The 23035-nt window shown below is 43.5% G+C and carries 32 protein-coding genes; 24 read left to right on the top strand and 8 right to left on the bottom strand.

Annotated features, from left to right (window positions below):
* Positions 1–11: 11 nt before the first annotated feature.
* Positions 12–485 carry a hypothetical protein gene (locus MHB62_RS19085; protein ID WP_026009837.1) on the bottom strand — a complete coding sequence of 158 codons (474 nt, stop codon included), beginning with the start codon at positions 483–485 and terminating at the stop codon, positions 12–14.
* 169 nt (positions 486–654) lie between these two features.
* Here MHB62_RS19085 and MHB62_RS19080 point away from each other — a divergent pair, with 169 nt between their 5' ends.
* From MHB62_RS19080 to MHB62_RS18985, 20 genes are all read left to right on the top strand, one after another.
* Positions 655–885 (top strand): DUF1146 family protein, encoded by a 231-nt coding sequence (locus tag MHB62_RS19080; protein WP_003227691.1) that lies wholly within the window; start codon positions 655–657, stop codon positions 883–885.
* Between the two features lie 134 nt (positions 886–1019).
* Positions 1020–1760 (top strand): YwmB family TATA-box binding protein, encoded by a 741-nt coding sequence (locus tag MHB62_RS19075; protein ID WP_032722683.1) that lies wholly within the window; start codon positions 1020–1022, stop codon positions 1758–1760.
* A gap of 33 nt (positions 1761–1793) precedes the next feature.
* Positions 1794–3104: a UDP-N-acetylglucosamine 1-carboxyvinyltransferase gene (gene murA / locus MHB62_RS19070; protein ID WP_003227695.1), complete on the top strand. Its 1311-nt coding sequence runs from the start codon at positions 1794–1796 to the stop codon at positions 3102–3104.
* Positions 3105–3299: 195 nt separating this feature from the next.
* Positions 3300–4331, top strand: a complete 1032-nt coding sequence (gene spoIID / locus MHB62_RS19065) for a stage II sporulation protein D (RefSeq protein ID WP_019712591.1) — start codon at positions 3300–3302, stop codon at positions 4329–4331.
* Between the two features lie 385 nt (positions 4332–4716).
* Positions 4717–5400: a VWA domain-containing protein gene (locus MHB62_RS19060; RefSeq protein WP_019712592.1), complete on the top strand. Its 684-nt coding sequence runs from the start codon at positions 4717–4719 to the stop codon at positions 5398–5400.
* Between the two features lie 130 nt (positions 5401–5530).
* Positions 5531–5671: a hypothetical protein gene (locus tag MHB62_RS19055; RefSeq protein ID WP_003227702.1), complete on the top strand. Its 141-nt coding sequence runs from the start codon at positions 5531–5533 to the stop codon at positions 5669–5671.
* Positions 5672–5723: 52 nt separating this feature from the next.
* Entirely contained in the window at positions 5724–6398 is a 675-nt protein-coding gene (locus MHB62_RS19050) for a VWA domain-containing protein (RefSeq protein ID WP_003243553.1), read from the top strand.
* A 94-nt stretch (positions 6399–6492) separates the two neighbouring features.
* On the top strand, positions 6493–6654 hold the full coding sequence (locus MHB62_RS19045; RefSeq protein ID WP_003227706.1) for a hypothetical protein: 162 nt from the start codon (positions 6493–6495) through the stop codon (positions 6652–6654).
* 232 nt (positions 6655–6886) lie between these two features.
* Positions 6887–7675 (top strand): formate dehydrogenase accessory sulfurtransferase FdhD, encoded by a 789-nt coding sequence (gene fdhD / locus MHB62_RS19040; RefSeq protein WP_003227709.1) that lies wholly within the window; start codon positions 6887–6889, stop codon positions 7673–7675.
* Positions 7676–7690: 15 nt separating this feature from the next.
* Positions 7691–8716 (top strand): GTP 3',8-cyclase MoaA, encoded by a 1026-nt coding sequence (gene moaA / locus MHB62_RS19035; RefSeq protein WP_015483814.1) that lies wholly within the window; start codon positions 7691–7693, stop codon positions 8714–8716.
* A gap of 191 nt (positions 8717–8907) precedes the next feature.
* Positions 8908–10041 carry a response regulator aspartate phosphatase RapB gene (gene rapB / locus MHB62_RS19030; protein ID WP_003227715.1) on the top strand — a complete coding sequence of 378 codons (1134 nt, stop codon included), beginning with the start codon at positions 8908–8910 and terminating at the stop codon, positions 10039–10041.
* Between the two features lie 155 nt (positions 10042–10196).
* Positions 10197–10676, top strand: a complete 480-nt coding sequence (locus MHB62_RS19025; protein WP_003244390.1) for a hypothetical protein — start codon at positions 10197–10199, stop codon at positions 10674–10676.
* Positions 10677–10748: 72 nt separating this feature from the next.
* Positions 10749–10937 carry a stress response protein CsbD gene (gene csbD / locus MHB62_RS19020; protein ID WP_003227718.1) on the top strand — a complete coding sequence of 63 codons (189 nt, stop codon included), beginning with the start codon at positions 10749–10751 and terminating at the stop codon, positions 10935–10937.
* Positions 10938–11233: 296 nt separating this feature from the next.
* Positions 11234–11416: a transporter substrate-binding protein gene (locus MHB62_RS19015; RefSeq protein ID WP_029318717.1), complete on the top strand. Its 183-nt coding sequence runs from the start codon at positions 11234–11236 to the stop codon at positions 11414–11416.
* Between the two features lie 171 nt (positions 11417–11587).
* Positions 11588–11746 carry a hypothetical protein gene (locus tag MHB62_RS19010; RefSeq protein WP_142395482.1) on the top strand — a complete coding sequence of 53 codons (159 nt, stop codon included), beginning with the start codon at positions 11588–11590 and terminating at the stop codon, positions 11744–11746.
* Between the two features lie 194 nt (positions 11747–11940).
* Positions 11941–12258: an urease subunit gamma gene (gene ureA / locus MHB62_RS19005; RefSeq protein ID WP_003227724.1), complete on the top strand. Its 318-nt coding sequence runs from the start codon at positions 11941–11943 to the stop codon at positions 12256–12258.
* On the top strand, positions 12255–12629 hold the full coding sequence (gene ureB, locus MHB62_RS19000; RefSeq protein WP_015251023.1) for an urease subunit beta: 375 nt from the start codon (positions 12255–12257) through the stop codon (positions 12627–12629). The genes ureA and ureB overlap by 4 nt, the downstream gene beginning before the upstream one ends.
* Positions 12626–14335 carry an urease subunit alpha gene (gene ureC, locus MHB62_RS18995; protein WP_003243090.1) on the top strand — a complete coding sequence of 570 codons (1710 nt, stop codon included), beginning with the start codon at positions 12626–12628 and terminating at the stop codon, positions 14333–14335. The genes ureB and ureC overlap by 4 nt, the downstream gene beginning before the upstream one ends.
* A gap of 134 nt (positions 14336–14469) precedes the next feature.
* Positions 14470–14871: an Rrf2 family transcriptional regulator gene (locus MHB62_RS18990; RefSeq protein ID WP_003227734.1), complete on the top strand. Its 402-nt coding sequence runs from the start codon at positions 14470–14472 to the stop codon at positions 14869–14871.
* Positions 14872–14938: 67 nt separating this feature from the next.
* Positions 14939–15580: an NAD(P)-dependent oxidoreductase gene (locus MHB62_RS18985; RefSeq protein ID WP_032722681.1), complete on the top strand. Its 642-nt coding sequence runs from the start codon at positions 14939–14941 to the stop codon at positions 15578–15580.
* A 34-nt stretch (positions 15581–15614) separates the two neighbouring features.
* Here the strand turns inward: MHB62_RS18985 and MHB62_RS18980 are convergent, their stop codons facing one another.
* Positions 15615–15998: a DUF5362 family protein gene (locus MHB62_RS18980; protein ID WP_014478231.1), complete on the bottom strand. Its 384-nt coding sequence runs from the start codon at positions 15996–15998 to the stop codon at positions 15615–15617.
* Between the two features lie 142 nt (positions 15999–16140).
* Between MHB62_RS18980 and mta the strand changes: the two genes are divergently transcribed.
* Complete coding sequence (gene mta, locus MHB62_RS18975) at positions 16141–16914, top strand: transcriptional activator Mta (RefSeq protein WP_032722680.1); 774 nt, start codon at positions 16141–16143, stop codon at positions 16912–16914.
* 20 nt (positions 16915–16934) lie between these two features.
* On the opposite strand, the gene cls is transcribed toward mta, so the two are convergent.
* Positions 16935–18383: a cardiolipin synthase gene (gene cls / locus MHB62_RS18970; RefSeq protein WP_003243311.1), complete on the bottom strand. Its 1449-nt coding sequence runs from the start codon at positions 18381–18383 to the stop codon at positions 16935–16937.
* Between the two features lie 242 nt (positions 18384–18625).
* Here cls and MHB62_RS18965 point away from each other — a divergent pair, with 242 nt between their 5' ends.
* Positions 18626–19060 (top strand): DUF5392 family protein, encoded by a 435-nt coding sequence (locus tag MHB62_RS18965; RefSeq protein ID WP_003244359.1) that lies wholly within the window; start codon positions 18626–18628, stop codon positions 19058–19060.
* Here the strand turns inward: MHB62_RS18965 and MHB62_RS18960 are convergent.
* From MHB62_RS18960 to MHB62_RS18950, 3 genes are all read right to left on the bottom strand, one after another.
* Positions 19057–19188: a hypothetical protein gene (locus MHB62_RS18960; protein WP_003227748.1), complete on the bottom strand. Its 132-nt coding sequence runs from the start codon at positions 19186–19188 to the stop codon at positions 19057–19059. The two genes, MHB62_RS18965 and MHB62_RS18960, sit on opposite strands and share 4 nt — an antisense overlap.
* 158 nt (positions 19189–19346) lie before the next feature.
* The gene (locus MHB62_RS18955) at positions 19347–19865 is read right to left on the bottom strand and encodes a DUF5362 family protein (RefSeq protein WP_003227749.1); all 519 of its coding nucleotides are present in this window, start codon (positions 19863–19865) and stop codon (positions 19347–19349) included.
* Positions 19862–20353, bottom strand: coding sequence for a GNAT family N-acetyltransferase (locus MHB62_RS18950; protein ID WP_010886629.1), 492 nt, complete (start codon positions 20351–20353; stop codon positions 19862–19864). The genes MHB62_RS18955 and MHB62_RS18950 overlap by 4 nt, the downstream gene beginning before the upstream one ends.
* A gap of 140 nt (positions 20354–20493) precedes the next feature.
* Between MHB62_RS18950 and spoIIQ the strand changes: the two genes are divergently transcribed.
* Entirely contained in the window at positions 20494–21345 is an 852-nt protein-coding gene (gene spoIIQ, locus MHB62_RS18945; RefSeq protein WP_003227751.1) for a stage II sporulation protein spoIIQ, read from the top strand.
* A 110-nt stretch (positions 21346–21455) separates the two neighbouring features.
* Positions 21456–21878, top strand: coding sequence for a VanZ family protein (locus tag MHB62_RS18940; protein ID WP_003227753.1), 423 nt, complete (start codon positions 21456–21458; stop codon positions 21876–21878).
* A 40-nt stretch (positions 21879–21918) separates the two neighbouring features.
* Here the strand turns inward: MHB62_RS18940 and bcrC are convergent, their stop codons facing one another.
* Entirely contained in the window at positions 21919–22500 is a 582-nt protein-coding gene (bcrC, locus tag MHB62_RS18935; RefSeq protein ID WP_003243362.1) for an undecaprenyl-diphosphate phosphatase BcrC, read from the bottom strand.
* A 180-nt stretch (positions 22501–22680) separates the two neighbouring features.
* Entirely contained in the window at positions 22681–23031 is a 351-nt protein-coding gene (locus MHB62_RS18930) for a P-II family nitrogen regulator (protein WP_003221829.1), read from the bottom strand.
* Positions 23032–23035 lie beyond the last annotated feature (4 nt).

Here is a 23035-nt window from a genome sequence, read left to right as displayed (position 1 = left end):
GAAGGATTTTTTTATGAACGAACAAGAGAATCAAACAGCGACAGCAGCGGGCGATCCTCTTTTTGGCGCAGGTATAAACCATCACAGGCATTCATTGTATGCCACGATTTGCGATGTCTTCTAAAGCCAAGTGTATAAGCGCCGTCTTTATAGGGATAAGGTTTTACAACCCATTCAGCATCTTCATGGCGGGCAATCACGCAATCTATAAGATAAACACTGATCATTTTCTCGATTTCTTCAATAGGAAGATTCCAATCAGCAAGCAAAAGCTCTTGTATACTTTGAAAATAAAGGTTTTCAAGCTCTTCAAGGCTTTCTCTCGTATAGGTAAGAGAAATGTTAAAAAACTGACACAATTCATTCAGTTCTTCAATCTGTGACTGTCTATAATCATAATAGAATGCAATTGCTTCCCATTCCTGATCAAAAATTGGCAGGTCCTCACCATATTGCTTTTCAGGCTGAAAAAAAGAATGATTCACATTTGTCAGCTCCTTTCCAATAAAGTATACCATGTAAAAGAATCGCACTTTAAGCGGGGATTAGCCCTAGATTTGGGTGATTATTCCGTTCTGTATAAAATGTATCATCTTTATCTGTGCTTCTTATATAATAAGAAAGGGTATGAACGCAGAGAAAGGAGTGTAATAGATGAGTGTATTGGGACAGCAGGCTGCAATCGGCATTGTCGTTCACCTGATTTTTATAGCAGTGACTTGGTGGGCGTTGCAAGCAGTCAATATAGATCCGTTAATCAAAAAAGGCAAAGTCGTGCAGGCAAGACTCCTGATGATTTTGCTGACAATCGCCATTGGAACGGCCGTTGCCAATTTCTTTTTAGATTATCTCAATTATTCACAGCAGCTTCCCTATCTATTTTAATAGGTTTTGAACATTATTCTCATTAAATGGTTGGGAGAAGCGGGTTGAAGCGAATAGCTCGAGTTTTGACGAAGATTTTTACGTATGGCGCCTCTTGCCTCCGGTAAAACTGGGGATAAGGGGGAGAGATGAACATGAAGAAAAAACAAGTAAGCCGCGCTATTATCATTTCCGTCATGTTAAGCTTCGTCATTGCTGTTTTCCATACCATTCATGCGAGTGAATTAACGCCGTTAGCACAAATGGCAGAGGGGATGGAACGCCAAGATGTATCAATAGATAAGTGGACATTGCATGCAAAACAAAACATGTCACTGACCGAAAAAGAATTTTATCAAAAAGTGCAACGTTTAAAATCAGAGTATCGTCAATATGATTGGACGATTGCACAGGAAGATAAAGTCGTAAAGGCAATTGGCACATATACTGACAAAAAAAATCGTACTTCTTTTAGACTGCAGCTTGTCACAACCCTCAAAAAACACAATCCAACTTCGTATTTATTATATGAGCAAATGAGTCTAGAGACACCGGATAGCTGGAATGATACATATGAACAGTTTGAACGGGAGACACTTGGGATATTCCAAGAAAAAGTAGTTATTTTTACTTGTCTAAATGGTCACTTAGATGATAATATGAATATTGTTTTGCAAAAAAAAGCAAATCAGTTATTAAATGAATTTCAAGCAAGATCAGTAGAACATGTAGTTGAGCCAAATTTCGTTTCTATTTCTGCGTTTACAGATGAGTGGGAAGAGTACATTATGACCTCGAAACATAAAATGAATTTGCAAATTGCACTTAGAAGTGCAGGAATGGGCGGAAAACATACCGTTACGGTTGGCACACCAATCGTTACGACTGAATATTAATATAGAGAATTTAGGGACGCGGAGGGGAATACCTTGGAAAAAATCATCGTCCGCGGCGGTCAGAAGTTAAACGGCACAGTCAAAGTTGAAGGCGCTAAAAATGCCGTTTTACCTGTTATCGCTGCATCTTTATTAGCAAGTGAAGAAAAAAGCGTAATTTGTGATGTACCTACGCTCTCCGATGTATATACAATTAACGAAGTGTTGCGTCATTTAGGAGCAGATGTGCATTTTGAAAATAATGAAGTGACTGTAAATGCTTCATACGCTTTGCAAACTGAAGCACCTTTTGAATATGTTCGTAAAATGCGTGCGTCTGTGCTTGTCATGGGGCCGCTTCTTGCGCGTACAGGTCATGCAAGAGTTGCACTTCCGGGCGGATGCGCAATTGGTTCCAGACCGATTGATCAGCATTTAAAAGGTTTTGAAGCAATGGGCGCAGAAATCAAAGTCGGTAATGGCTTCATTGAAGCTGAAGTAAAAGGCCGACTGCAAGGCGCAAAAATTTATCTGGACTTCCCAAGTGTAGGAGCTACAGAGAACCTGATTATGGCAGCCGCTCTAGCTGAAGGAACAACAACGCTGGAAAACGTGGCAAAAGAACCCGAAATCGTTGATTTAGCAAACTATATCAACGGCATGGGCGGAAAAATCCGCGGAGCTGGCACCGGCACCATCAAAATTGAAGGAGTCGAAAAGCTTCACGGCGTAAAACACCATATTATTCCTGACCGTATTGAAGCGGGCACATTTATGGTTGCTGCTGCAATCACTGAAGGAAACGTATTAGTAAAAGGAGCGGTTCCTGAGCACCTCACCTCTTTAATTGCAAAAATGGAAGAGATGGGTGTAACAATTAAGGATGAAGGTGAAGGTCTGCGTGTCATCGGCCCGAAAGAACTTAAACCGATTGACATCAAAACAATGCCTCACCCGGGCTTCCCGACTGATATGCAGTCACAAATGATGGCGCTTCTGCTTCGTGCAAGCGGCACAAGCATGATTACAGAAACCGTTTTTGAAAACCGTTTTATGCATGCGGAAGAATTCCGCCGTATGAATGGTGATATCAAGATTGAAGGACGTTCTGTCATCATTAACGGTCCTGTACAGCTTCAGGGAGCTGAAGTTGCAGCGACTGATTTGCGTGCAGGTGCAGCGCTGATTCTTGCGGGGTTAGTGGCTGAAGGTCACACACGTGTTACTGAATTGAAGCACTTAGACCGCGGTTACGTTGATTTCCATCAGAAGCTTGCCGCTCTGGGCGCAGACATCGAACGTGTAAATGATGAGTCTGCTTCTGAGCAAGAGAATAAAGAAGTCGTTTCTGACTTAAATGCATAAACTTACTTGAAAATCAGTATGTCACTCTGGCATACTGGTTTTTTATTTTTTGTGTATTATCATCATTATGCGCAAAATAGCAAAAAAGAATACGTAAATGACAAATAAAGTTTCTGTCCAAAACGAGAGTCATATTAGCTTGTCCCTGCCCATAGACTAGACTAGAGTCGAATCCCGAGCAGGAGGCAGCTGAATATGAAACAATTCGCAATCACACTATCCGTACTATGTGCATTGATTCTCTTGGTTCCCACACTCTTGGTTATACCATTCCAGCATAATAAGGAAGCGGGGGCCAGCGTAGAATCAGAAAAGACAGCAGTCAGCACGAAACCAGCATCGAAAGGAGCAGAAACATTGAAAGCATCACCTGTTTCTATTCCCGTCTATCGAACCGCAAATCAATCCGTAGAAGACATTCCGCTTGAAGAGTATGTGATTGGAGTCGTCGCCTCCGAAATGCCGGCAACCTTTGAATCTGAAGCACTGAAAGCCCAGGCTCTCGCCGCCAGAACATTTATTGTCAGACTGATGGTGTCAAATTCAGCGGTTGAGGCTCCTAAAGGCTCACTGGTGGATGATACACAGATGTTCCAGGTGTATAAAAACAAAGCGGAGCTGAAAAAACAGTGGGGCACAAGCTATGAGACAAAACTGAAGAAAATCACAGATGCGGTAGCCAGTACGCAAGGCAAAATCTTAACGTACAACAACCAGCCGATTGAAGCATCCTTTTTCTCCACAAGCAACGGCTACACAGAGAATGCAGAAGCTTATTGGACAAGTGCTATCCCATATTTAAAAAGCGTCAAAAGCCCATGGGATAAAAAGTCTCCGAAATATAAGGCAACGAAAACCTTTACAGCGGCAGAATTTCAGCAAAAGCTTGGCGTCAAGCTGGATGGATCTAGCGCAGTAGGGAAGATTACTGGCGAGACACCGGGCCACCAGGTCGCAACTGCCGTCATTAACGGCAAGACGCTGAAAGGAAGAGACATACGTGAAAAGCTGGGTCTCAACTCCGCCGATTTTGAATGGAAGCGAAATGGAGACACAATTACAGTCACGACGAGAGGATTTGGCCACGGTGTGGGGATGAGCCAATACGGAGCGAATTTTATGGCCAAAGAAGGCAAAACGGTTGATGACATTGTAAAGTACTATTACCAAGGCACACAAATTTCTGAGGCAGATGCGTTTTTGAATAAATATATGGCGAAAAAGTAGAAAAAGACGCTCATTGGGCGTCTTTTTCTGTTCCTGAATATCTTTTATCTAAGAGCAGCTGAAACGGTTTAGAGGAGCTTCTGACCGTCTTTAAGGATCAGTCCTTTTTTCCTGATTTCAGGCTTTGAGATTGTGGTAAAGTCATCCACATTTGTCGACAGACTTCGACAGACTCATATAACGAAAGCCGAAAGGCGGACAATCTTCTCTTTTCATAGGGGCGTTAGGTGGAAATCACTAATAAAAACATAGGTTTCTATGCAAAAGTAAACAACAGCAATGGGGAAGCCCGCCCTATTTATTTCTCGGTTTTTGTTGATTACGATAGATTATGTTCAGCGTTGAACATCTGCACGCAGAAACAAATTGGTAAAGGGGTACGAACATGAAGAAAAGATTTTCACTGATCATGATGACAGGATTGCTTTTTGGATTAACTTCACCTGCTTTTGCAGCTGAAAAGTCAGAAACGGAGGCTAAAGCGCCGGCGAACGTGGCGGTCTTGCTTGATGCCAGCGGAAGTATGGCGAAAAGAATAGATGGTGTATCTAAATTTAATTCAGCCAAAAAAGAAATTTCAAAGTTTGCGAGCTCATTGCCAGAAGGAACTCAGGTGAAAATGAGCGTGTTTGGTTCTGAAGGAAACAATAAAAATTCCGGAAAAGTTCAGTCATGCGAAGCCATTCGCAACGTATACGGCTTCCAAAGCTTTAACGAGCAAAGCTTCCTTAATTCTCTCAATACAATTGGGCCGACTGGCTGGACGCCAATTGCCAAAGCGCTGAACGAGGCGAAATCTTCTTTTGACCAGCTTGATGCAAAAGGGGAAAAAGTGGTGTATCTGTTGACAGACGGTGAGGAAACGTGCGGAGGAAACCCGATTAAAACAGCAAAGGAACTGCAAAAAGAGAATATCACTGTTAATGTGATCGGCTTTGATTATAAAGAGGGATACAAAGGCCAGCTGAACGCAATTGCGAAAGTAGGCGGCGGTGAATACTTCCCGGCTTATACCCAAAAAGATGTTGAGAAAATTTTCACTCAGCAATCACTAATGTTATCTAAATAAGAAAAAAGAGGCTGGTGATGGTCAGCCTCTTTTTGTATGTAACAAAAACTTCAAAACTAATTAGCTGTCTGCCTGTAGCATAGTAGCAGATTTCCGTTTTTCTGTCATAATCAAGGCGAAAAAAGAATGAATGATCACACAAGCTGTTTATGCTTTCTGGGCGGAAATGGCTAAAAATGAACGGCATTTCAAGCGATTTTGGACAGATCGTGAAAGCAGCACAAAAGGCAGCATGTCCTATATCTTTTTGCATTTTCGTATTCTAGCATAAAGAAGAATCCAACATATAGTTGGAAAATATGAAAAAGAAAGGAAGTAATCATATGAAAAAATTGCTGGCTGCCGGTATCATTGGATTGTTGACTGTTTCCATTGCCTCCCCGTCTTTTGCCGCTGAGAAACAGGCTGATACAAATGTAGCTGTTTTGTTTGACGGAAGCGGAAGCATGGTTCAAAAAACAGGAGGAGAGCGCAAAATAGACATTGCCAAAAAATCAGTAAAATCTTTTGCCGAACTCCTTCCGAAGGATACAAATCTTATGCTTCGCGTTTTCGGGCATGCAGGGAATAATAAACTGTCCGGTAAAGCCCTTTCGTGCAGTACGACGGAAACCATTTACGGCCTTCATCCATATGAAGGGTCTCTGTTTGACAATTCATTGAGTGAGCTCAAGCCGACTGGATGGACACCGATTGCCAAAGCACTTGCAGACACAAGAAAAGAATTTGAAGCATTTGACGCAGACGGGAAAAACGTGGTGTATTTAATCACTGACGGTGAAGAAACGTGCGGCGGAGACCCTGCGGCAGAAATCGAAAAGCTCCGTGCATCAAATGTGGATACGATTGTAAACATCATTGGCTTCAACTTTGATGTCAAGGGTAATGAAGAGATGAAACAAGCAGCTGTCGCTGGCGGTGGAGAATATATTTCAGCGAACAGTGCGGATGAGTTCGAACAGGCTTGGGAAAAAGAAGCACAAAAATTTACTGAGTAAGGAACCTAAAGATCAGGCGCTCCCCCAGGCGCCTTTTTTTATTGGTTTAAAAACAATTTGGGCGGGAATGATACCCTAAAAAGGGGTTGAACATATGAAATTATTCGGAATGATTTTTCTTATAGCCACCGTTGCATTCATATTGCTTGGTGTTCTTCTAAAACTGGCAGCCTTCTTTTTTGTCAGCATTCTCACCTTGATCGCAGCTATTGTGCTGTTTACGGTTCTGAAAAAGAATCAGCATAATCAAACATAGAGTCCTTTATATAGAGGGCTCTCAGCGTGTCGACAAACCCCGCGTTCGTTGTCAATGCACATTGGTAAAAGGAACGGCGGCTAAATGCTTAGGCGCCCTGCCTAAACACCGCCGTCATCACATCCTGTGAAAGCCCTTTATATAGAGGGCTCTTTTTGTGTCTCAGAATTCGACAAAATCCGAGGAGTGTGAAAAAATATAAAGGCAGGAACATTGCGGAGGGGAAGAGACATTGAACGATAAAGTAACTGCGGTCAGGGATGTATGGCGCTATGAACAAGGGGAAATAAGCAAAGTAGAAGACCGGATGGTGACGGAATTCCCTTTGACAGTAATACTGAATGGCAGTGAATTTGTGACGCTCGTTTGTACGCCTGAGCATATCGAAGAGCTTGTCATCGGATTTCTCGCATCAGAGGGTGTTATACGATTTCAAAAAGAAATTAAAAGGTTTACAATAGATGAAAGTCTCGGTTTTGTATATGTCGACCTCGTTCACCCTGAGACATTGGATCAAAAGGATTATACGAAACGGGTGATCGGCTCATGCTGCGGAAAGGGCCGTCATTTTTATTTTCAGCAGGATGTCAAAACAGCCAAGACGGCTGTCAGCCAAATCAAGATATCGCCTGAGGCATGTCTGGCGCTTATGAAAGACATGCAGCAAGGGAGCGGGACGTTTCAGGATACGGGAGGCGTCCATAATGCGGCGCTTTGCGACACAGAGAAGCTTCTGTTGATGCGCACCGATATCGGTCGGCACAACGCACTTGATAAACTATACGGACACTGCCTTCTAAACGGGATGTCCGTACGCGACAAACTGATTGTGTTTAGCGGCAGAATCTCATCAGAGGTCCTGTTAAAAGCGGCCAAAATCGGCGTGTCGATTGTCATTTCCAAATCGGCCCCGACGGAGCTTGCGATTCAAATGGCTGAAGAATTGAATATCACAGCGATTGGATTTGTCAGAAACGGATCATTTAATGTATATACACACCCTGAGAGAATCAGGGAGTAGGAAGGGGCTGTAGCTATGATTACAGAGTCGCGTCAGATGTTGGATAAAAGAAACAGACCGCTGAGAGACCTTCGCATTTCTGTTACAGACCGCTGCAACTTCCGATGCACGTACTGTATGCCCGCCGAATTATTCGGTCCGGATTATCCTTTTTTAAAGAAAGAGGAGCTGCTTTCATTTGAGGAGCTGGAACGGCTTGCGACATTGTTTGTCACAAGATTTGGCGTTGAAAAAATCCGCTTGACCGGCGGAGAGCCCCTCATGAGAAAGGATATGCCGGAACTAATCAAAAAACTGGCCCGCATACCGGGTATTCGTGACATCGCGATGACGACAAACGGATCACTGCTGCCTGTTTATGCAAAGAGGCTCAAGGAGGCTGGGCTGAAAAGGGTTACGATCAGCCTTGATTCTTTAGAAGACGAGCGTTTTAAGAAGATAAACGGGCGCGGTGTTTCTGTCAGCAAGGTGCTGGAAGGCATTGAAGCGGCGAAGCAAGCGGGGCTCGGTGTTAAAATCAATATGGTCGTTCAAAAGGGCGTCAATGAAAAAGATATACTGCCTATGGCCCGTTATTTTAAAGAAAAAGGGCATATCCTGAGATTCATAGAATTTATGGACGTAGGCAACACCAACCAATGGGAAAAGAAAGACGTCATGACAAAGGCGGAAATCATAGATTTAATCAATGAACACATGCCGGTTGAGCCGATAGCTCCTAATTATATAGGCGAAGTGGCTTCCAGATTCCGCTACTTGGACGGCTCCGGAGAAATCGGCGTCATATCATCTGTATCTGATGCGTTCTGCGGATCTTGCAACAGAGCCCGTCTTTCTGCGAGAGGAGAGCTGTTTACCTGCTTATTCGCTTCAAGCGGATTTGACCTCAGAGCTCCGGTTCGCCAGGAATTAAGTGATGACGAACTATCAGAAATGATCGGGACAGTATGGAAAAATCGGATCGATCAGTATTCAGTCGATCGTACGCTATCAAAAGCATCTGGCAAAAAGAAAGTGGAAATGTCTTATATTGGCGGGTAAAATGAAGTCAAAAGCTTATCGGCACTGTCCGGTAAGCTTTTTTATTAGAATCCGAGTGCAAAAAATACGTATAAAAACCGAAATATATAAGGATAGGCATAAAGAAGGAATCATTGTAAGAAAATTTAATTCCAAAGCCATACATTATGATAAAATATAACCAATTAGAAAATAGAAAGGGTTGGAGGGGCATGGCCGCGTACGAGATCCCGTCATCTCAAGTAGGAGTGAAAATCAATAAGTGGTATAAGCACATTTTAGCATTTCAAGTGGCTGATGCCGTAAAACTGAAAGAAGAAATTGATCTAGATATCGAACAGATGGAAGAGGATCAGCTGCTTCTCCTGTATTATCAGCTGATCAGCTACCGGCACCAAATTATGCTGGATTATGTAAAGCCTGACCTGCACGAGGAATCTCAGCTTCAATATCGTGAATTGATCAAAACGCTGGAAAGCAATCAGGACAGCATCTCCGGATTATCTGAGTATTATTTTCACTTGTTTAGAGGAATGTACGAATTTGAACAGAACAATTACATCTCGGCTATATCCTTTTATCGGAAAGCTGAGAAGATGCTTGCGTTTGTAGAAGATGAAATTGAAAGAGCGGAATTTCATTTTAAAGTGGCGGAAGTCTTTTATATTATGAAGCAGACGCACTTTTCCATGAACCATGCCGTACAGGCGCTGGAGACGTATAAGGCTCACGATTTTTACAGAGTCAGAAGAATTCAATGCCATTTCGTCATATCAGGAAACTACATTGACTACAGAAATTATGAAAAAGCGCTTGAACATTTAGATGACGCGTATCGCCTTGCTTTATTGGAAGGACAGCCCCGTTTGATCGGATCAGCCCTTTATAATATTGGTAATTGCTATGATGACAAGGGGGAGCTGGATCAGGCCGCCGAATACTTTGAAAAAGCGCTTCCTGTCTTCGAGGATTATCAGCTGGAACAGCTTCCAAAAGCGCTCTTCAGCCTGACTCGCGTTCTTTTCAAAAAACAAGATAGCGAAGCCGCGATACGGTACTATGAAAAAGGGATTGCCATTGCCCAAAAACGAAACGACTTCTTCAGTCTGGCAAAATATAAATTTCTGCAGGCATTATATGTGGAATCTGTCAATTTGAATATGATTCAAGAAGTATTTGATTATATGGAAGAAAAGGGCCTGTATGTATATATTGAAGAATTTGCTTTAGATGCTGCCTCTTATTTCAGTCATCGCGAACAATATAAAGAAGCGGTGTATTTTTATGAAAAAGCGGTCAGCATGAGAGAGATGATTCAAAGGAACGATTGTTTATATGAAGTATGAGACAAAACCATCTGCTGGCAGATGGTTTTTTTTTATGCAAAAAAAGGGGAGCATCGGAACGTTTATTTCCGGGGAGAACAGGAAAAATCGCTACAGCACTGTTTTTTGAACAAAAGCCGTTTTGGGATGCAGATATGCATGTGAGGGGGAATTCAATGTTTGGTTTTAATGATATGGTGAAGTTTCTGTGGTCTTTCCTCATTGTTCTGCCGCTTGTACAGATTATACATGTTTCAGGGCACAGCTTTATGGCTTTTATTTTTGGCGGAAAGGGATCGTTGGATATAGGCATGGGAAAAACGCTGCTTAAAATTGGACCCATACGGTTCAGAACGATTTATTTTATCGATTCTTTTTGCCGGTACGGGGAGTTGAAAATTGACAATCGATTCTCAAATGCACTCGTGTATGCAGGGGGCTGCTTGTTTAACCTCATCACGATTTTTGCAATCAATCTGCTGATTATACACAGTGTATTAAAGCCGAATGTGTTTTTCTATCAGTTTGTCTATTTTTCTACGTATTATGTGTTTTTTGCCCTGCTGCCGGTCCGATATTCGGAGAAAAAGTCATCAGACGGGCTGGCGATATACAAGGTGCTCCGTTACGGAGAGCGCTACGAAATCGATAAATAACATTAGAATGTTTATTGCCTCTCAGATCGGGAAGTTAACAAGTACACACATAATTGAGAGGGGAGAATTAACATGGGTAACGATAGTGTAAAAGACAAAATGAAGGGCGGCTTCAATAAAGCCAAAGGAGAAGTGAAGGATAAAGTCGGAGATATGGCTGACAGAACGGACATGCAGGCTGAAGGCAAAAAAGATAAGGCGAAAGGCGAAATCCAAAAGGATATCGGGAAAGCCAAGGATAAATTTTCAGATAAAGATTAATCGTACGGAAGAGGCAGGAAACGAAATGTTTCTTGTCTTTTTTTGTTCGATTTTTCTGATGTAAATAAATATAACAAAAAAAGAAGCTGATTTGGTCAAGGTAACTAAATTTTTTAAATATTCTTTGAATTAATAGACCTCTTCTATATAATAATGACATAAGTTGTAAACTTTTATTACATCATTTGAGAAATCAAACAAAGGGGTTTTGATGACGGAATGTACTGCACCGAAGAAAGTGTCGGAAGCCACGGGAGTGCGAAAAAACAGTTGATATCGACACAAGCGGGGATTCAGTGAAGGCCGGAATTCTTCACTCGTTAAGAGGAACGGTGGCGATCAGCGAAGTGACCGTCCATGATGCGGAGTTAATGGCAATAGTCGGGTTCTCGGTATCGTGGAGGGCGGCGCCTCAGACTGGCCTGCATGCCATGCTTCCGGTTGCGGAGCAAAACAACGGGCTGCCATCAGGAATGTAACGTCTGGTTATGATCAATCGATGGTTTTGCACAGCCTTAGCTTCGCCCGGGGCAGATTGTCGCTGTATTAGGCCGACTCCGGCTAAACAGAGGGGGCTATTTGTTTTAATCAAACGTTTGTTCAAAACGAAAAGGCGTCAACAGCAACAGCTTGCAATCGTCAGAGCGCTGATGGTAAATCTGAAAAATATTTTACTTAATAAACAATTGGAAGGAATTCAGATTTTAATTGTCGAACTAGTCAGACAAGTTATTATAGAAATTTCCAAAAAAAAAGACATTTGTTATCTTAGTCGAGCGCAGTCTGGAAAACGCGTTAATCTGTGCTGACTATCTTTCTGTGATCGACAGGGGAACGGTTGTTGACCATGGCAAGGCTGATGAAGAAACGGCATGCCGCTTTGAAAGGCATCTTACCGTATGACCCCCATTCTCGAAGAAAGGGAGGTGATGTCCCGCCTGACTGTTCCGCAAATTCGTAGTAGCCGCATCTGCTTTATATGACAAAAGAAGGAGGACTACAGATGAAACTGACACCGGTTGAACAAGAGAAATTGCTCATTTTTGCAGCGGGGGAATTAGCCAAACAGCGAAAGGCGCGGGGCGTTCTGCTGAACTATCCTGAGGCTGCTGCTTATATCACCTGCTTTATTATGGAAGGCGCACGTGATGGGAAGGGAGTAGCAGAGCTGATGGAAGCCGGCCGCCATGTATTAACGGAAAAAGATGTGATGGAAGGAGTGCCTGAGATGCTTGACAGCATTCAGGTGGAGGCCACATTTCCGGATGGAGTAAAGCTTGTTACGGTACATCAGCCAATTTCTGCGGAGGTGAAGTCATGAAGCCGGGAGCATTTCAAATTGCTGAGGGAACCATTACGATTAATGAAGGCCGTGAGATACGGGAGGTAACGGTAAAAAACACCGGATCACGCTCCATTCAAGTCGGTTCGCATTTTCATTTTGCGGAGGCCAACGGGGCTTTATTATTTGACCGTGAGCTGGCGATCGGCATGCGTCTTGATGTTCCATCAGGCACGTCGGTCCGTTTTGAGCCGGGAGAGCAGAAAACGGTCTCACTAGTGGAAATCAGAGGACGCAAGACAATTAAAGGGCTGAACGGAATGGCCGACACGTTTATCGATGAACGCGGCAAAGAAAAAACGTTGGCCAACTTAAAACAAGCCGGCTGGATGGAGGGTGTAATCCGATGAAAATGTCACGGGAGGAATATGCGGAACTGTTTGGCCCGACAACGGGCGATAAAATCAGATTGGGCGACACGGATTTATGGATCGAAGTCGAAAAGGATTTCACAGTATATGGTGAAGAAATGATCTTTGGCGGCGGAAAAACAATCCGCGACGGCATGGGCCAAAACGGCAGAATCACAGGGAAGGATGGCGCTTTGGATTTGGTTATCACCAACGTCGTGCTATTGGATTACACAGGCATTGTCAAAGCGGATGTCGGTGTGAAAGACGGCCGGATTGTCGGTGTCGGAAAAAGCGGAAATCCTGATATCATGGATGGAGTCGATCCGCACATGGTCATCGGAGCGGGGACAGAGGTGATTTCCGGTGAAGGCAAAATTTTAACAGCCGGGGGAGTGGACACGCACATTCATTTTATTTGTCCTCAGCAGATGGAAGTTGCGCTTTCTTCAGGTGTGACAACCCTTTTGGGAGGCGGAACAGGACCCGCAACAGGCAGCAAAGCGACAACATGTACATCCGGCGCGTGGTATATGGCAAGGATGCTGGAAGCGGCCGAGGAGTTTCCGATCAATGTCGGCTTCTTAGGAAAAGGGAATGCATCCGATAAAGCGCCGCTGATCGAGCAGGTGGAAGCAGGCGCCATCGGCCTTAAGCTTCATGAAGACTGGGGCACGACGCCAAGCGCCATTAAAACGTGTATGGAAGTCGTGGACGAGGCTGATATTCAAGTTGCCATCCATACCGATACGATTAACGAAGCGGGCTTTTTGGAAAACACGCTCGACGCGATCGGGGACCGGGTCATTCATACTTATCACATTGAAGGAGCAGGCGGCGGCCACGCTCCGGATATTATGAAGCTCGCTTCTTACGCGAACATTCTGCCGTCATCTACAACGCCAACCATTCCTTATACCGTTAATACGATGGATGAGCATCTTGACATGATGATGGTCTGCCACCATTTAGATGCGAAAGTGCCTGAAGATGTGGCTTTCAGCCATTCCAGAATCAGGGCTGCGACGATTGCCGCGGAGGATATTCTCCATGATATCGGTGCGATCAGCATGACATCATCGGATTCCCAAGCGATGGGGCGGGTCGGTGAAGTGATCATCCGAACATGGCAGGTAGCCGATAAAATGAAAAAACAGCGCGGCGCTCTTGCCGGCGAAAACGGGAATGACAATGTGCGCGCAAAACGGTACATTGCCAAATACACGATTAATCCGGCAATTACGCACGGGCTCAGCCATGAGGTCGGCTCGGTGGAAAAAGGGAAGCTTGCTGATCTCGTTCTGTGGGACCCGGTATTTTTCGGCGTAAAACCGGAACTGGTCTTAAAGGGCGGTATGATTGCACGTGCGCAAATGGGAGATCCGAACGCGTCCATCCCGACTCCTGAACCGGTTTTCATGCGTCAAATGTATGCGTCTTACGGAAAAGCCAATCGCTCAACCTCGATTACATTTATGTCTCAGGCAAGCATAGAGCGTGGTGTGGCGGAAAGCTTAGGGCTGGAAAAAAGGATTTCTCCAGTCAAAAATATCAGAAAGCTGAGCAAGCTGGATATGAAGCTGAATTCGGCTTTGCCGAAGATTGAGATTGATCCAAAAACCTATCAGGTCTTTGCTGACGGGGAGGAGTTGTCTTGCCAGCCTGTCGATTATGTCCCACTTGGACAAAGATATTTCTTATTCTGATAAGACGCGGCCGGAGTGCATCCGGCCGTTCTATTGACTAAAAACGGTGCACAAAACCCGTGTATTTAGTGTATATTAGATGTTGACAAACGAATCAAATGTAACTATTATAGTTACAACGGTGGTGAAAAAACATGATTAACAGCCGTCTTGCTGTTGCCATTCATATTTTATCCCTCATCTCGATGGATGAAAAAACATCTTCAGAAATCATTGCAGACAGTGTCAACACGAATCCGGTAGTTGTGCGAAGAATGATCAGCCTGCTGAAAAAAGCTGATATTCTCACATCACGCGCCGGGGTGCCGGGTGCAAGCCTCAAAAAAGATCCTGCTGATATTTCTCTTTTAGAAGTGTACCGGGCTGTCCAAAAGCAAGAAGAACTCTTTGCGGTTCATGAAAACCCGAATCCGAAATGTCCGGTAGGGAAAAAAATTCAGAACGCTCTGGATGAAACGTTTGAAAGTGTGCAAAGAGCGATGGAAAATGAACTGGCGAGCAAGTCATTAAAAGATGTTATGAATCATCTCTTTTAATCAAAAGGGATGACTTCTCACCGCTAACATGTAACTGAAATTGTTACAAATAAGGAGGAAATGAAAAATGAAAATTGGTATTATAGGCGCAAGCGGGAAAGCGGGAAACGAGATTTTGAAAGAAGCGAAAACAAGAGGCCATGAAGTGACAGCCATCGTCAGAAACGCTTCAAAAGTGCAGGGGCAGGACGTAGCGGTTTTGGAAAAAGATGTGTTTGAACTGACTGCGGAAGACATCAAGCCTTTCGACGCAGTCGTAAACGCTTTTGGAGCAGCACCCGGCCAAGAACATCTTCATGTTGAAGCAGGAAGAGCACTCATCAACATCTTAAAGGACGCGAAGCACACAAGATTGCTTGTTGTTGGCGGAGCGGGAAGCCTGTTTGTTGATGAAGCCAAAACAACCCGTTTAATGGATACGCCGGAATTTCCGAAAGAATATTTGCCAACTGCATCAAATCAAGGCGAGAACCTGAAAGATTTGCAGCAGACAGACTCCATTTCCTGGACGTTCCTCAGTCCTGCGGCATTTTTTGATCCGGCAGGAAAACGGACTGGCTCTTACCAAAAAGGAAAAGACAATGTCATCGTAAATGCAAAAGGCGACAGCTATATCAGCTATGCAGATTATGCCATTGCCGTGTTGGACGAGCTTGAACATCCCGAATACAAAAATGAACGCTTCACAGTGGTAAGCGAAGCGGAATAATAAAAAACCCGGAGCCAGCTCCGGGTTTTTCTCATTAATAAGTGCTGTACGTATCGCTGAAAAGGCCGTCAGCAATCCCAAGCATTAAAAAGATGAAGAAGGCGATAATCGCAAGAATGGATACAGCAATGCTTACGATCAAATAAATCCCTTGCATCTTTACGAATTTCGCGTAATTCTCCAGCATTAAGTCTTCAGACTGTCCGCTATTGTGTTCAGCCATTTGGCCTGCTTCCCTAGCTGACCTCATCAAAAAGATACCGGAAATAATTTGCAGTACGCCTGGCACGGCACCGATTAGAAAAATGAACGCGCCTGAAAGCGCGGTAATTGCGCCCATAATAATAAATAAAATGCCTGTAGCTTTTCCCCATTTCGAAATGCTGATGAGGGTTTTGTTCATTGTTTCAGGATTCATGTATACTGGCTCCCCTTTACAAAAAAATACTCACTTTTCATTTATACACTATTTGTGAGAAGTTTTGTATAGAAAATAACATTTTGGGGATTGACCCTAACGTTGCGTGATTGTTTACGATAAAAAAGAGGAGGTGTTATGTATGAAATATCAAGTTAAACAAGTGGCGGAGATATCAGGCGTTAGCATTCGGACGCTTCATCACTATGACAATATTGAGCTTCTGAATCCTTCAGCGCTTACTGATGCTGGGTATCGTTTGTACAGTGACGCAGACCTGGAAAGACTGCAGCAGATTTTATTTTTCAAGGAAATCGGGTTTCGTCTGGATGAGATTAAAGAGATGCTGGATCATCCGAATTTTGACCGGAAAGCGGCACTTCAGTCGCAAAAGGAGATATTGATGAAGAAAAAACAAAGAATGGATGAGATGATTCAAACAATTGACAGGACGCTTTTGTCCGTTGATGGAGGGGAAACGATGAATAAGAGGGATTTATTTGCCGGATTAAGCATGAAAGACATTGAAGAGCATCAGCAGACATACGCTGATGAAGTCAGAAAGCTGTATGGTAAGGAAATCGCAGAAGAAACAGAGAAAAGGACATCTGCATACTCGGCAGATGATTGGCGCTCGATCATGGCTGAATTTGATTCGATTTACAGACGAATTGCGGCGCGAATGAAGCATGGGCCCGATGATGCAGAGGTTCAGGCCGCAGTGGGGGCATTTCGCGATCATATTTGCCAATATCATTACGATTGCACACTCGACATTTTCAGAGGACTTGGGGAAGTGTATATCACTGACGAGCGATTTACCGATTCAATCAATCAATATGGAGAAGGTCTTGCCGCTTTTTTGCGGGAGGCGATCATCATTTACTGTGACCATCAGGAAAATCCCCGGCCGTAAAGGCCGGGGGTTTTCGCATCTTATAAGATCGGCGACAACAGCCGCGAGACGGATTCTTTTATTCGAATCCACAACGGGCGCTGCAGATACTCCTCATAGGTGAATTTTCTGGATACTAGCAAATCTTCTTTAAAAGTTGAAACCAGTTTTTTAGCAATGGTGATATCGTAAATAAATGCATTAACCTCAAAATTCAGCCTGAAGCTTCGGACATCAATGTTCGCTGTGCCGACTGAAGCGATTTCGTCATCCACCACGATGGTTTTCGCGTGAATAAAGCCGTTATCGTAAATATAGACAGTGGCTCCGGCTTTCAGCAGATCGCCGATATACGAAAGTGTCGCCCAGTATACAAAGGCGTGATCGGGCTTGTTCGGAATCATAATGTTAACGTCAATGCCCGAAAGGCAAGCGATCCTTAAAGCATCCAGCAGGCTTGCATCTGGGATAAAATAAGGTGTTTGTATCAAAATGGAACGCTTGGCGTTCGAAATCATTTTGATGTAGCCATTTTTAATTTGTTCCCATTCCGAATCAGGGCCGCTTGTGACAATCTGCATCCCGACGTTGCCTTTTGGGCCGTAATCAGGAAAGTGATTTGGAATATATGTCAGCGTATGGTGATGAGAAGCTTGGTTCCAGTCAAGGATGAATCGTGTTTGGATGGCGTGCACGGCCGTTCCTTGCAGCCGGATATGCGTATCCCGCCAATAACCGAATTTCGGATTAAGCCCTAGATACTCATCTCCGACGTTAAAGCCTCCGACATAACCGGTCATACCGTCTATGATCACAAGCTTTCGATGGTTCCGGTAATTCAGCCGCAGGTTAATCGGCCTGAGCTTTGACGGGAAAAAGACCTCCACATGCCCGCCAGCCTCGCGAAGCTCTTTAAAAAACTTTTTTCTCAGCGTTCTGGACCCGAGTTCATCATAAAGCACTCTGACCTGAACACCTTCTTTCGCCTTTTGGATGAGAGCGTCCCGCAATTTTTTGCCTAATTCATCGCCTTTATAAATATAATACTGTAAATGGATATGATCCTTAGCCTTTGAAATGTCACTCAGCAGCCGCTGAAATTTATCCCGTCCATCTGTAATGACGTCAACTGAATTATCCTCTGTAAACACAGCATGGTTATTCATAATCAGCATATAAATTAAATCTTTGTTATCAAAGGTTGCCCGGTTGTTAAACTGAAATTGCTTGGTTTCTAAATCTTCAAGCTGATGCTTCAGCAGCCTTTCAATTCCAATCTTTTTCCGGTCTTCCCATTGAAACAAATGCTTGCGTCTGAGATTATGGCCGAATAATAAGTATAAAATAAAGCCTAAAACGGGAATAAAGAAAAGAACAAGCAGCCACGCCCAAGATGCACTGGCATCGCGCCGTTCTTTGAAGATGACAATGATGGCCAAAAGAATATTTAAAATGAAAAAAAGTGATAAAAGGATGGAAGAAATACTCACTTTGTAACCCCGCTCATTCATATTTATCAAGAAGATTGCCATTAGTATTCCATGAATAACAGTGATCTGATTCCCATTACAAATTATAACACTCACATTTTAAAAGAATAAAGAGCTGCGATCCAGATTCTTCGTGAAAAATACGGGCAGATTTCTTTAAAACCAGCTTGCACCTGCGTTAAAATAAACACATATGATAACGTTCGTGAAGCTTGAAACATCAAATAAAGGGGGAGGATTATATGAACTTTTACAGAGTCGAACAAATGCCGGGGTTCATCAAAACAGAAATGCAAAAAATTCAAAAGGCCGTACAGCCTTTCATGAAAAAAACCGTCATTTACCGTTTTCTTGCTATTCCGCTTGCTGCATTCTCTCTCTTTAATTTAGCTGCTTTTCTATTTCATGCTTCAGCTGACAGGGAGTCCCTGATCAGCGCAGGCATATTCGCCCTTTTGGCGGCGCTCGGGCTCGCATTTTTTAAAGAGGCAGGCTATCAGCATAAACAAATCCAAAAAACGGTTCACATCTATATGCTGAACAGGATCAAAAAGAGCGAAATCCTTTCAGAAGAGCGGAAAAGCTCCTACGCACGACAAATAAAGGAAGAGCCTTTTGCGATGCGGAGTTTTGTTGAATTTTTGACTGAGGAAGACAGACGCAAAAAAATGTATTAAAGAAGATCTGCACCCGGATTGTTGAGATTTTCCAGACGATCCGGGTGTGTTTTTTTGCATGCAGACACCCGAAATAAAAAGTGCGGTTTCGGATTGATTCCGACTTCATCCGTTTTTTTGATATTCATTTCTGGGTAACAGCGTTGCTTTGTTGATTTCCTCTACTAGAGATGTCTATTGTATGCTTGCTTCAGGATTTGGTGTTTACGCCGGCCTGCTTTGAATAGTCAAATAAAATAGGCATGGTTCCGTTTATATGGAACTCATGCCCTGTCCTGTCTCATCATTATTCAAACACCGGATCATCCTCATAATAATAAGAATCCGGATCATCATACGAAGGCGTGTTCTCAAAAGCAGCAATGCCGATTACCACCAGCACGAAAATGGCTACAATGATCCCGATCAGGACAGTAACGATACTGGATGCTGCATAAAACAGCTGCATTTTTATAAATGTCCCGTAATTTTCAAGCATGCTTTCGCCAGCGCTGCCGGTTAGATTTCCTTCGGCTTCCGCGGCTGCTTTTGCTGAGCGCATCAAAAATACGCCTGAAATAATGAGCAGTACGCCCGGGATGGCGCCAATCACTGTCATCAAAACAGACAGAGTGACAAGCGATCCCATAATGATTAACAAGATGCCAGAAATTTTGCCCCACTTGGCAATGTCGGATAGCGACTTGACAGCGGAGGCGCTCAGCTGGCGGCTCTCCTGTCCAACAGGTGCAGTCTCCTGTTCAACAAGGCTATTTTCTTCATTATGATGTTCAATTTCGTTTTCATCTTTATCCAGACTAATCATGAAAGCTCTCTCCCTAAAATTTTTAAATCGTATCTTTTCCCGTCCATTTCGGCGATGCCGGGGAATAGTCCCCATTCTGCAAACCCGTGCTTTTCAAACAGCTTCAGGCTTGGTTTATTATGCCCGAAAATGAAGGCCATAAGTGAGCGGATGCCAAGATTCGGGGCAATGCGGAGCGCTTCTTGAAGCAAATATGATCCAACACCTTTGCCGCGGCATGCTTCGTCAATGTATATGCTGACTTCCGCTGTTTTATTATAGGCTGGCCTTCCATAAAATGTTTCAAAGCTGATCCAGGCAGCGACGTTTCCGTTTTCATCCTCGGCCACATAGAGCGGACGTGACTCTGTATGTCCCGAAAACCATTCCATCCGGTCTTCAGGAGTTACCGGTTCGGTATCGGCTGTTACCATTCGAGAAGCAATCGTTGAATTATAAATCGCCACAACAGCCTCCAAGTCTCTATGTTCAGCAAGACGCAATGTCATGTTCATACGTTTTTGGCACTCCTCTCAAAAAAATACATATTTTCGTTCAGTCTGTGCAAACTACATCTAAAAAAGTTTTTTTGGATAGGTTGTATATATTTTCAGAAAAGTGTTCAGAATGTTGCTGAGGTGATGAAACAATGAGAGAGGAAGAAAAGAAAACTTCTCAAGTCAAAAAACTTCAGCAGTTTTTTCGTAAACGCTGGGTGTTCCCTGCAATTTACTTAGTCAGTGCGGCCGTCATTTTAACAGCTGTCCTTTGGTATCAATCAGTATCAAATGATGAGGTAAAGGATCAGTTGGCTGATAACGGCGGAAACTCCGCATATGACAACAACGACGATGCAGTTGAAGTAGGAAAGTCAATGGAAAATGTCGCAATGCCGGTTGTTGATTCTGAAAACGTTTCTGTTGTGAAAAAGTTCTATGAAACCGATGCCGCAAAAGAAGAGAAAGAAGCAGCACTCGTTACCTATAATAACACGTACAGCCTAAGCAAAGGAATTGACTTAGCTGAGAAAGACGGAAAAGATTTCGATGTCTCTGCTTCTCTGAGCGGTACGGTTGTTAAAGCTGAAAAAGATCCAGTGCTGGGATATGTTGTGGAAGTAGAACATGCCGACGGTTTATCGACTGTGTATCAATCTCTTTCCGAAGTAAGCGTAGAGCAAGGTGACAAAGTAAAACAAAATCAAGTGATCGGAAAATCTGGCAAGAACCTTTACAGTGAAGACAGCGGAAACCACGTGCACTTTGAAATCCGTAAAGATGGGGTTGCAATGAATCCGTTAAACTTTATGGACAAACCAGTTTCTTCTATTGAAAAAGCTGCCACCCAAGAAACAGAAGAATCCATTCAGCAATCTTCCGAGAAAAAGGACGGATCAACTGAAAAAGGAACAGAAGAAAAATCCGGTGAGAAAAAGGATGATTCAACTGACAAATCTGGTTCTAAAGAAAGCAGCACAACAGAAGACACTGAACAGTCTTAATGAAGAAAACGTCTATCCTTGTGATGGGCGTTTTTTTCTGTTACTTTTTGCTTTGTTTTACCGTCTATGTAGTTACATGTAGGCACGTACGTTATAAAGGAGGTTATGTCATGAACCGCCTATTGCTCGCAGGCTGGATCTTTTTTATCCTGCTTTCTGTCTGTACGGAAAGCTTCAGCGGCATGGTCGTATCGCAAACGGTGGCTTTTCATTTTCAGCCGCACCCTGATCTGTCTCAATTTTTAGTTATGGATTTTACTGAGCTTACTGTACCTGAAGCGTTTATTCAAAAAATCGGACACGCGTTTTCCTTCTTTGTGCTGACATATTTGCTGTGGAAACAGCGGGGCAGCATAAGATCAGCTGCAGCCGGCTCATTTGCGTTTGCTTTTTTCACAGAAGTTCTTCAGCTCTTCTTCAGCAGGAATGGTTGTATCCGGGATGTGCTCATCGATGCTGTTGGAATTGGGTTGTTTTATGGTTTATATGTGTTGGCGAAGCGAAGAAAACAAGAGATGTATGAGAAATATTAAAGCCGGCTGTCTTGATTTCAGACGCCGGCTTTTGTCTTTCTTAGAAATTTTGATCGGTTGGTTTTTTCGTCAGTTTATTGATAATGGCTTCGTAGATCCTCACGACCAAATCGACGAACGGGCGAAGCAGATCTGAAAATCTAAAGAAAAGGAACCCGATAATGATGGCGACAACGAGGCTGCCCAATACATCTACCGGATAGTGATGTCCCACCCAAATTCTCGAAAAGCCTGTCAAAAGCCCAAAAATGACAAGCGGCCAGCCGATTTTGCGGTTTCTGAAAAGCATCGCAATAGAAATCGCTAATGCACCTGTCGTATGGTCACTTGGAAATGAAGCATCCGCAGCATGCGGAATCAGTGTATGCACTGTATGCGCAACGAACGGGCGCGGTTCGAAATAAACAAGCGTAATCAAATAGTTGATCACAAGGCCTGCAATTCCTGTGATGCCTGCGTATAGCACATGTTTTCTGCTTTGTGTGTTCCCAAACAGCCAGATTGCCAATAGGATAAGGGCATAGGCGACAATGGCATATTCCGTGATGAAGACCATAATGGAATCGAGAACTGAATTGTGATGAGATAGTCCATGGATTGCTTTAAAAATTTCGTAGTTCAAATAATCACCTTTTACATTTTTATATTTAGTAGACTAATCTTACTCATGAAAAGTTTCAAATAAAAATAGAGATTGTCTGAAATAACGGCGCTTGAAGAGAATTCGAAGAGGAATCGCGGTTTCTGGGGGGATTCTGTGCACAAAAAAAGAGATCCGGAGTGTCCGAATCTCGTACCGATATTAAAGTGCTTCAGGTCCTTCTTCGCCTGTGCGGATGTTGATCGTATTGCTGATTTCATAGACAAATATTTTACCGTCACCTGGTGATCCCGTTTTCAGCACCCTTTTAGCGGTCTCTGTCACTTGATCAACAGGAACCTTGCTGACCACAATTTCTATTTTTAAACGCTCGTATACATTGCTTTCTATTTTTACCCCTCGATAGAGCTCCGTATGTGCTTTTTGAAGGCCGCAGCCGTGTACATTGGAGAAAGTCAGAGAGGTCACTCCGATTTTTCCGAGTTCCTGCTTCAGCTTTTCAAAATTTGCCGGACGCGTTACAATTTCTACCTTGAACATTTGACCGCTCATAGCG

This window comes from Bacillus sp. FSL K6-0255, assembly GCF_045040725.1.
GTDB classification, from domain to species: domain Bacteria; phylum Bacillota; class Bacilli; order Bacillales; family Bacillaceae; genus Bacillus; species Bacillus subtilis.
Note: the sequence above shows the minus strand (reverse complement) of the source record. Positions and strands in the feature narration are given on the sequence as shown.

Bases quoted from the DNA above. Each gene is read 5' to 3' on its own strand.
- spoIIQ (WP_003227751.1), top strand. From the start codon at position 20,494: ATGAGAGAGGAAGAAAAGAAAACTTCTCAAGTCAAAAAACTTCAGCAG.
- MHB62_RS19050 (WP_003243553.1), top strand. From the start codon at position 5,724: ATGAAAAAATTGCTGGCTGCCGGTATCATTGGATTGTTGACTGTTTCC.
- ureA (WP_003227724.1), top strand. From the start codon at position 11,941: ATGAAACTGACACCGGTTGAACAAGAGAAATTGCTCATTTTTGCAGCG.
- MHB62_RS19060 (WP_019712592.1), top strand. From the start codon at position 4,717: ATGAAGAAAAGATTTTCACTGATCATGATGACAGGATTGCTTTTTGGA.
- MHB62_RS18990 (WP_003227734.1), top strand. From the start codon at position 14,470: ATGATTAACAGCCGTCTTGCTGTTGCCATTCATATTTTATCCCTCATC.
- MHB62_RS19045 (WP_003227706.1), top strand. From the start codon at position 6,493: ATGAAATTATTCGGAATGATTTTTCTTATAGCCACCGTTGCATTCATA.
- MHB62_RS19025 (WP_003244390.1), top strand. From the start codon at position 10,197: ATGTTTGGTTTTAATGATATGGTGAAGTTTCTGTGGTCTTTCCTCATT.
- ureB (WP_015251023.1), top strand. From the start codon at position 12,255: ATGAAGCCGGGAGCATTTCAAATTGCTGAGGGAACCATTACGATTAAT.
- moaA (WP_015483814.1), top strand. From the start codon at position 7,691: ATGATTACAGAGTCGCGTCAGATGTTGGATAAAAGAAACAGACCGCTG.
- ureC (WP_003243090.1), top strand. From the start codon at position 12,626: ATGAAAATGTCACGGGAGGAATATGCGGAACTGTTTGGCCCGACAACG.
- MHB62_RS19075 (WP_032722683.1), top strand. From the start codon at position 1,020: ATGAAGAAAAAACAAGTAAGCCGCGCTATTATCATTTCCGTCATGTTA.
- MHB62_RS18950 (WP_010886629.1), bottom strand. From the start codon at position 20,353: ATGACATTGCGTCTTGCTGAACATAGAGACTTGGAGGCTGTTGTGGCG.
- mta (WP_032722680.1), top strand. From the start codon at position 16,141: ATGAAATATCAAGTTAAACAAGTGGCGGAGATATCAGGCGTTAGCATT.
- MHB62_RS18940 (WP_003227753.1), top strand. From the start codon at position 21,456: ATGAACCGCCTATTGCTCGCAGGCTGGATCTTTTTTATCCTGCTTTCT.
- MHB62_RS18930 (WP_003221829.1), bottom strand. From the start codon at position 23,031: ATGAGCGGTCAAATGTTCAAGGTAGAAATTGTAACGCGTCCGGCAAAT.
- MHB62_RS18985 (WP_032722681.1), top strand. From the start codon at position 14,939: ATGAAAATTGGTATTATAGGCGCAAGCGGGAAAGCGGGAAACGAGATT.
- rapB (WP_003227715.1), top strand. From the start codon at position 8,908: ATGGCCGCGTACGAGATCCCGTCATCTCAAGTAGGAGTGAAAATCAAT.
- MHB62_RS19010 (WP_142395482.1), top strand. From the start codon at position 11,588: ATGGTAAATCTGAAAAATATTTTACTTAATAAACAATTGGAAGGAATT.
- csbD (WP_003227718.1), top strand. From the start codon at position 10,749: ATGGGTAACGATAGTGTAAAAGACAAAATGAAGGGCGGCTTCAATAAA.
- MHB62_RS18980 (WP_014478231.1), bottom strand. From the start codon at position 15,998: ATGAATCCTGAAACAATGAACAAAACCCTCATCAGCATTTCGAAATGG.
- MHB62_RS18960 (WP_003227748.1), bottom strand. From the start codon at position 19,188: ATGAATATCAAAAAAACGGATGAAGTCGGAATCAATCCGAAACCGCAC.
- MHB62_RS18955 (WP_003227749.1), bottom strand. From the start codon at position 19,865: ATGATTAGTCTGGATAAAGATGAAAACGAAATTGAACATCATAATGAA.
- MHB62_RS18965 (WP_003244359.1), top strand. From the start codon at position 18,626: ATGAACTTTTACAGAGTCGAACAAATGCCGGGGTTCATCAAAACAGAA.
- spoIID (WP_019712591.1), top strand. From the start codon at position 3,300: ATGAAACAATTCGCAATCACACTATCCGTACTATGTGCATTGATTCTC.
- MHB62_RS19055 (WP_003227702.1), top strand. From the start codon at position 5,531: ATGATCACACAAGCTGTTTATGCTTTCTGGGCGGAAATGGCTAAAAAT.
- MHB62_RS19080 (WP_003227691.1), top strand. From the start codon at position 655: ATGAGTGTATTGGGACAGCAGGCTGCAATCGGCATTGTCGTTCACCTG.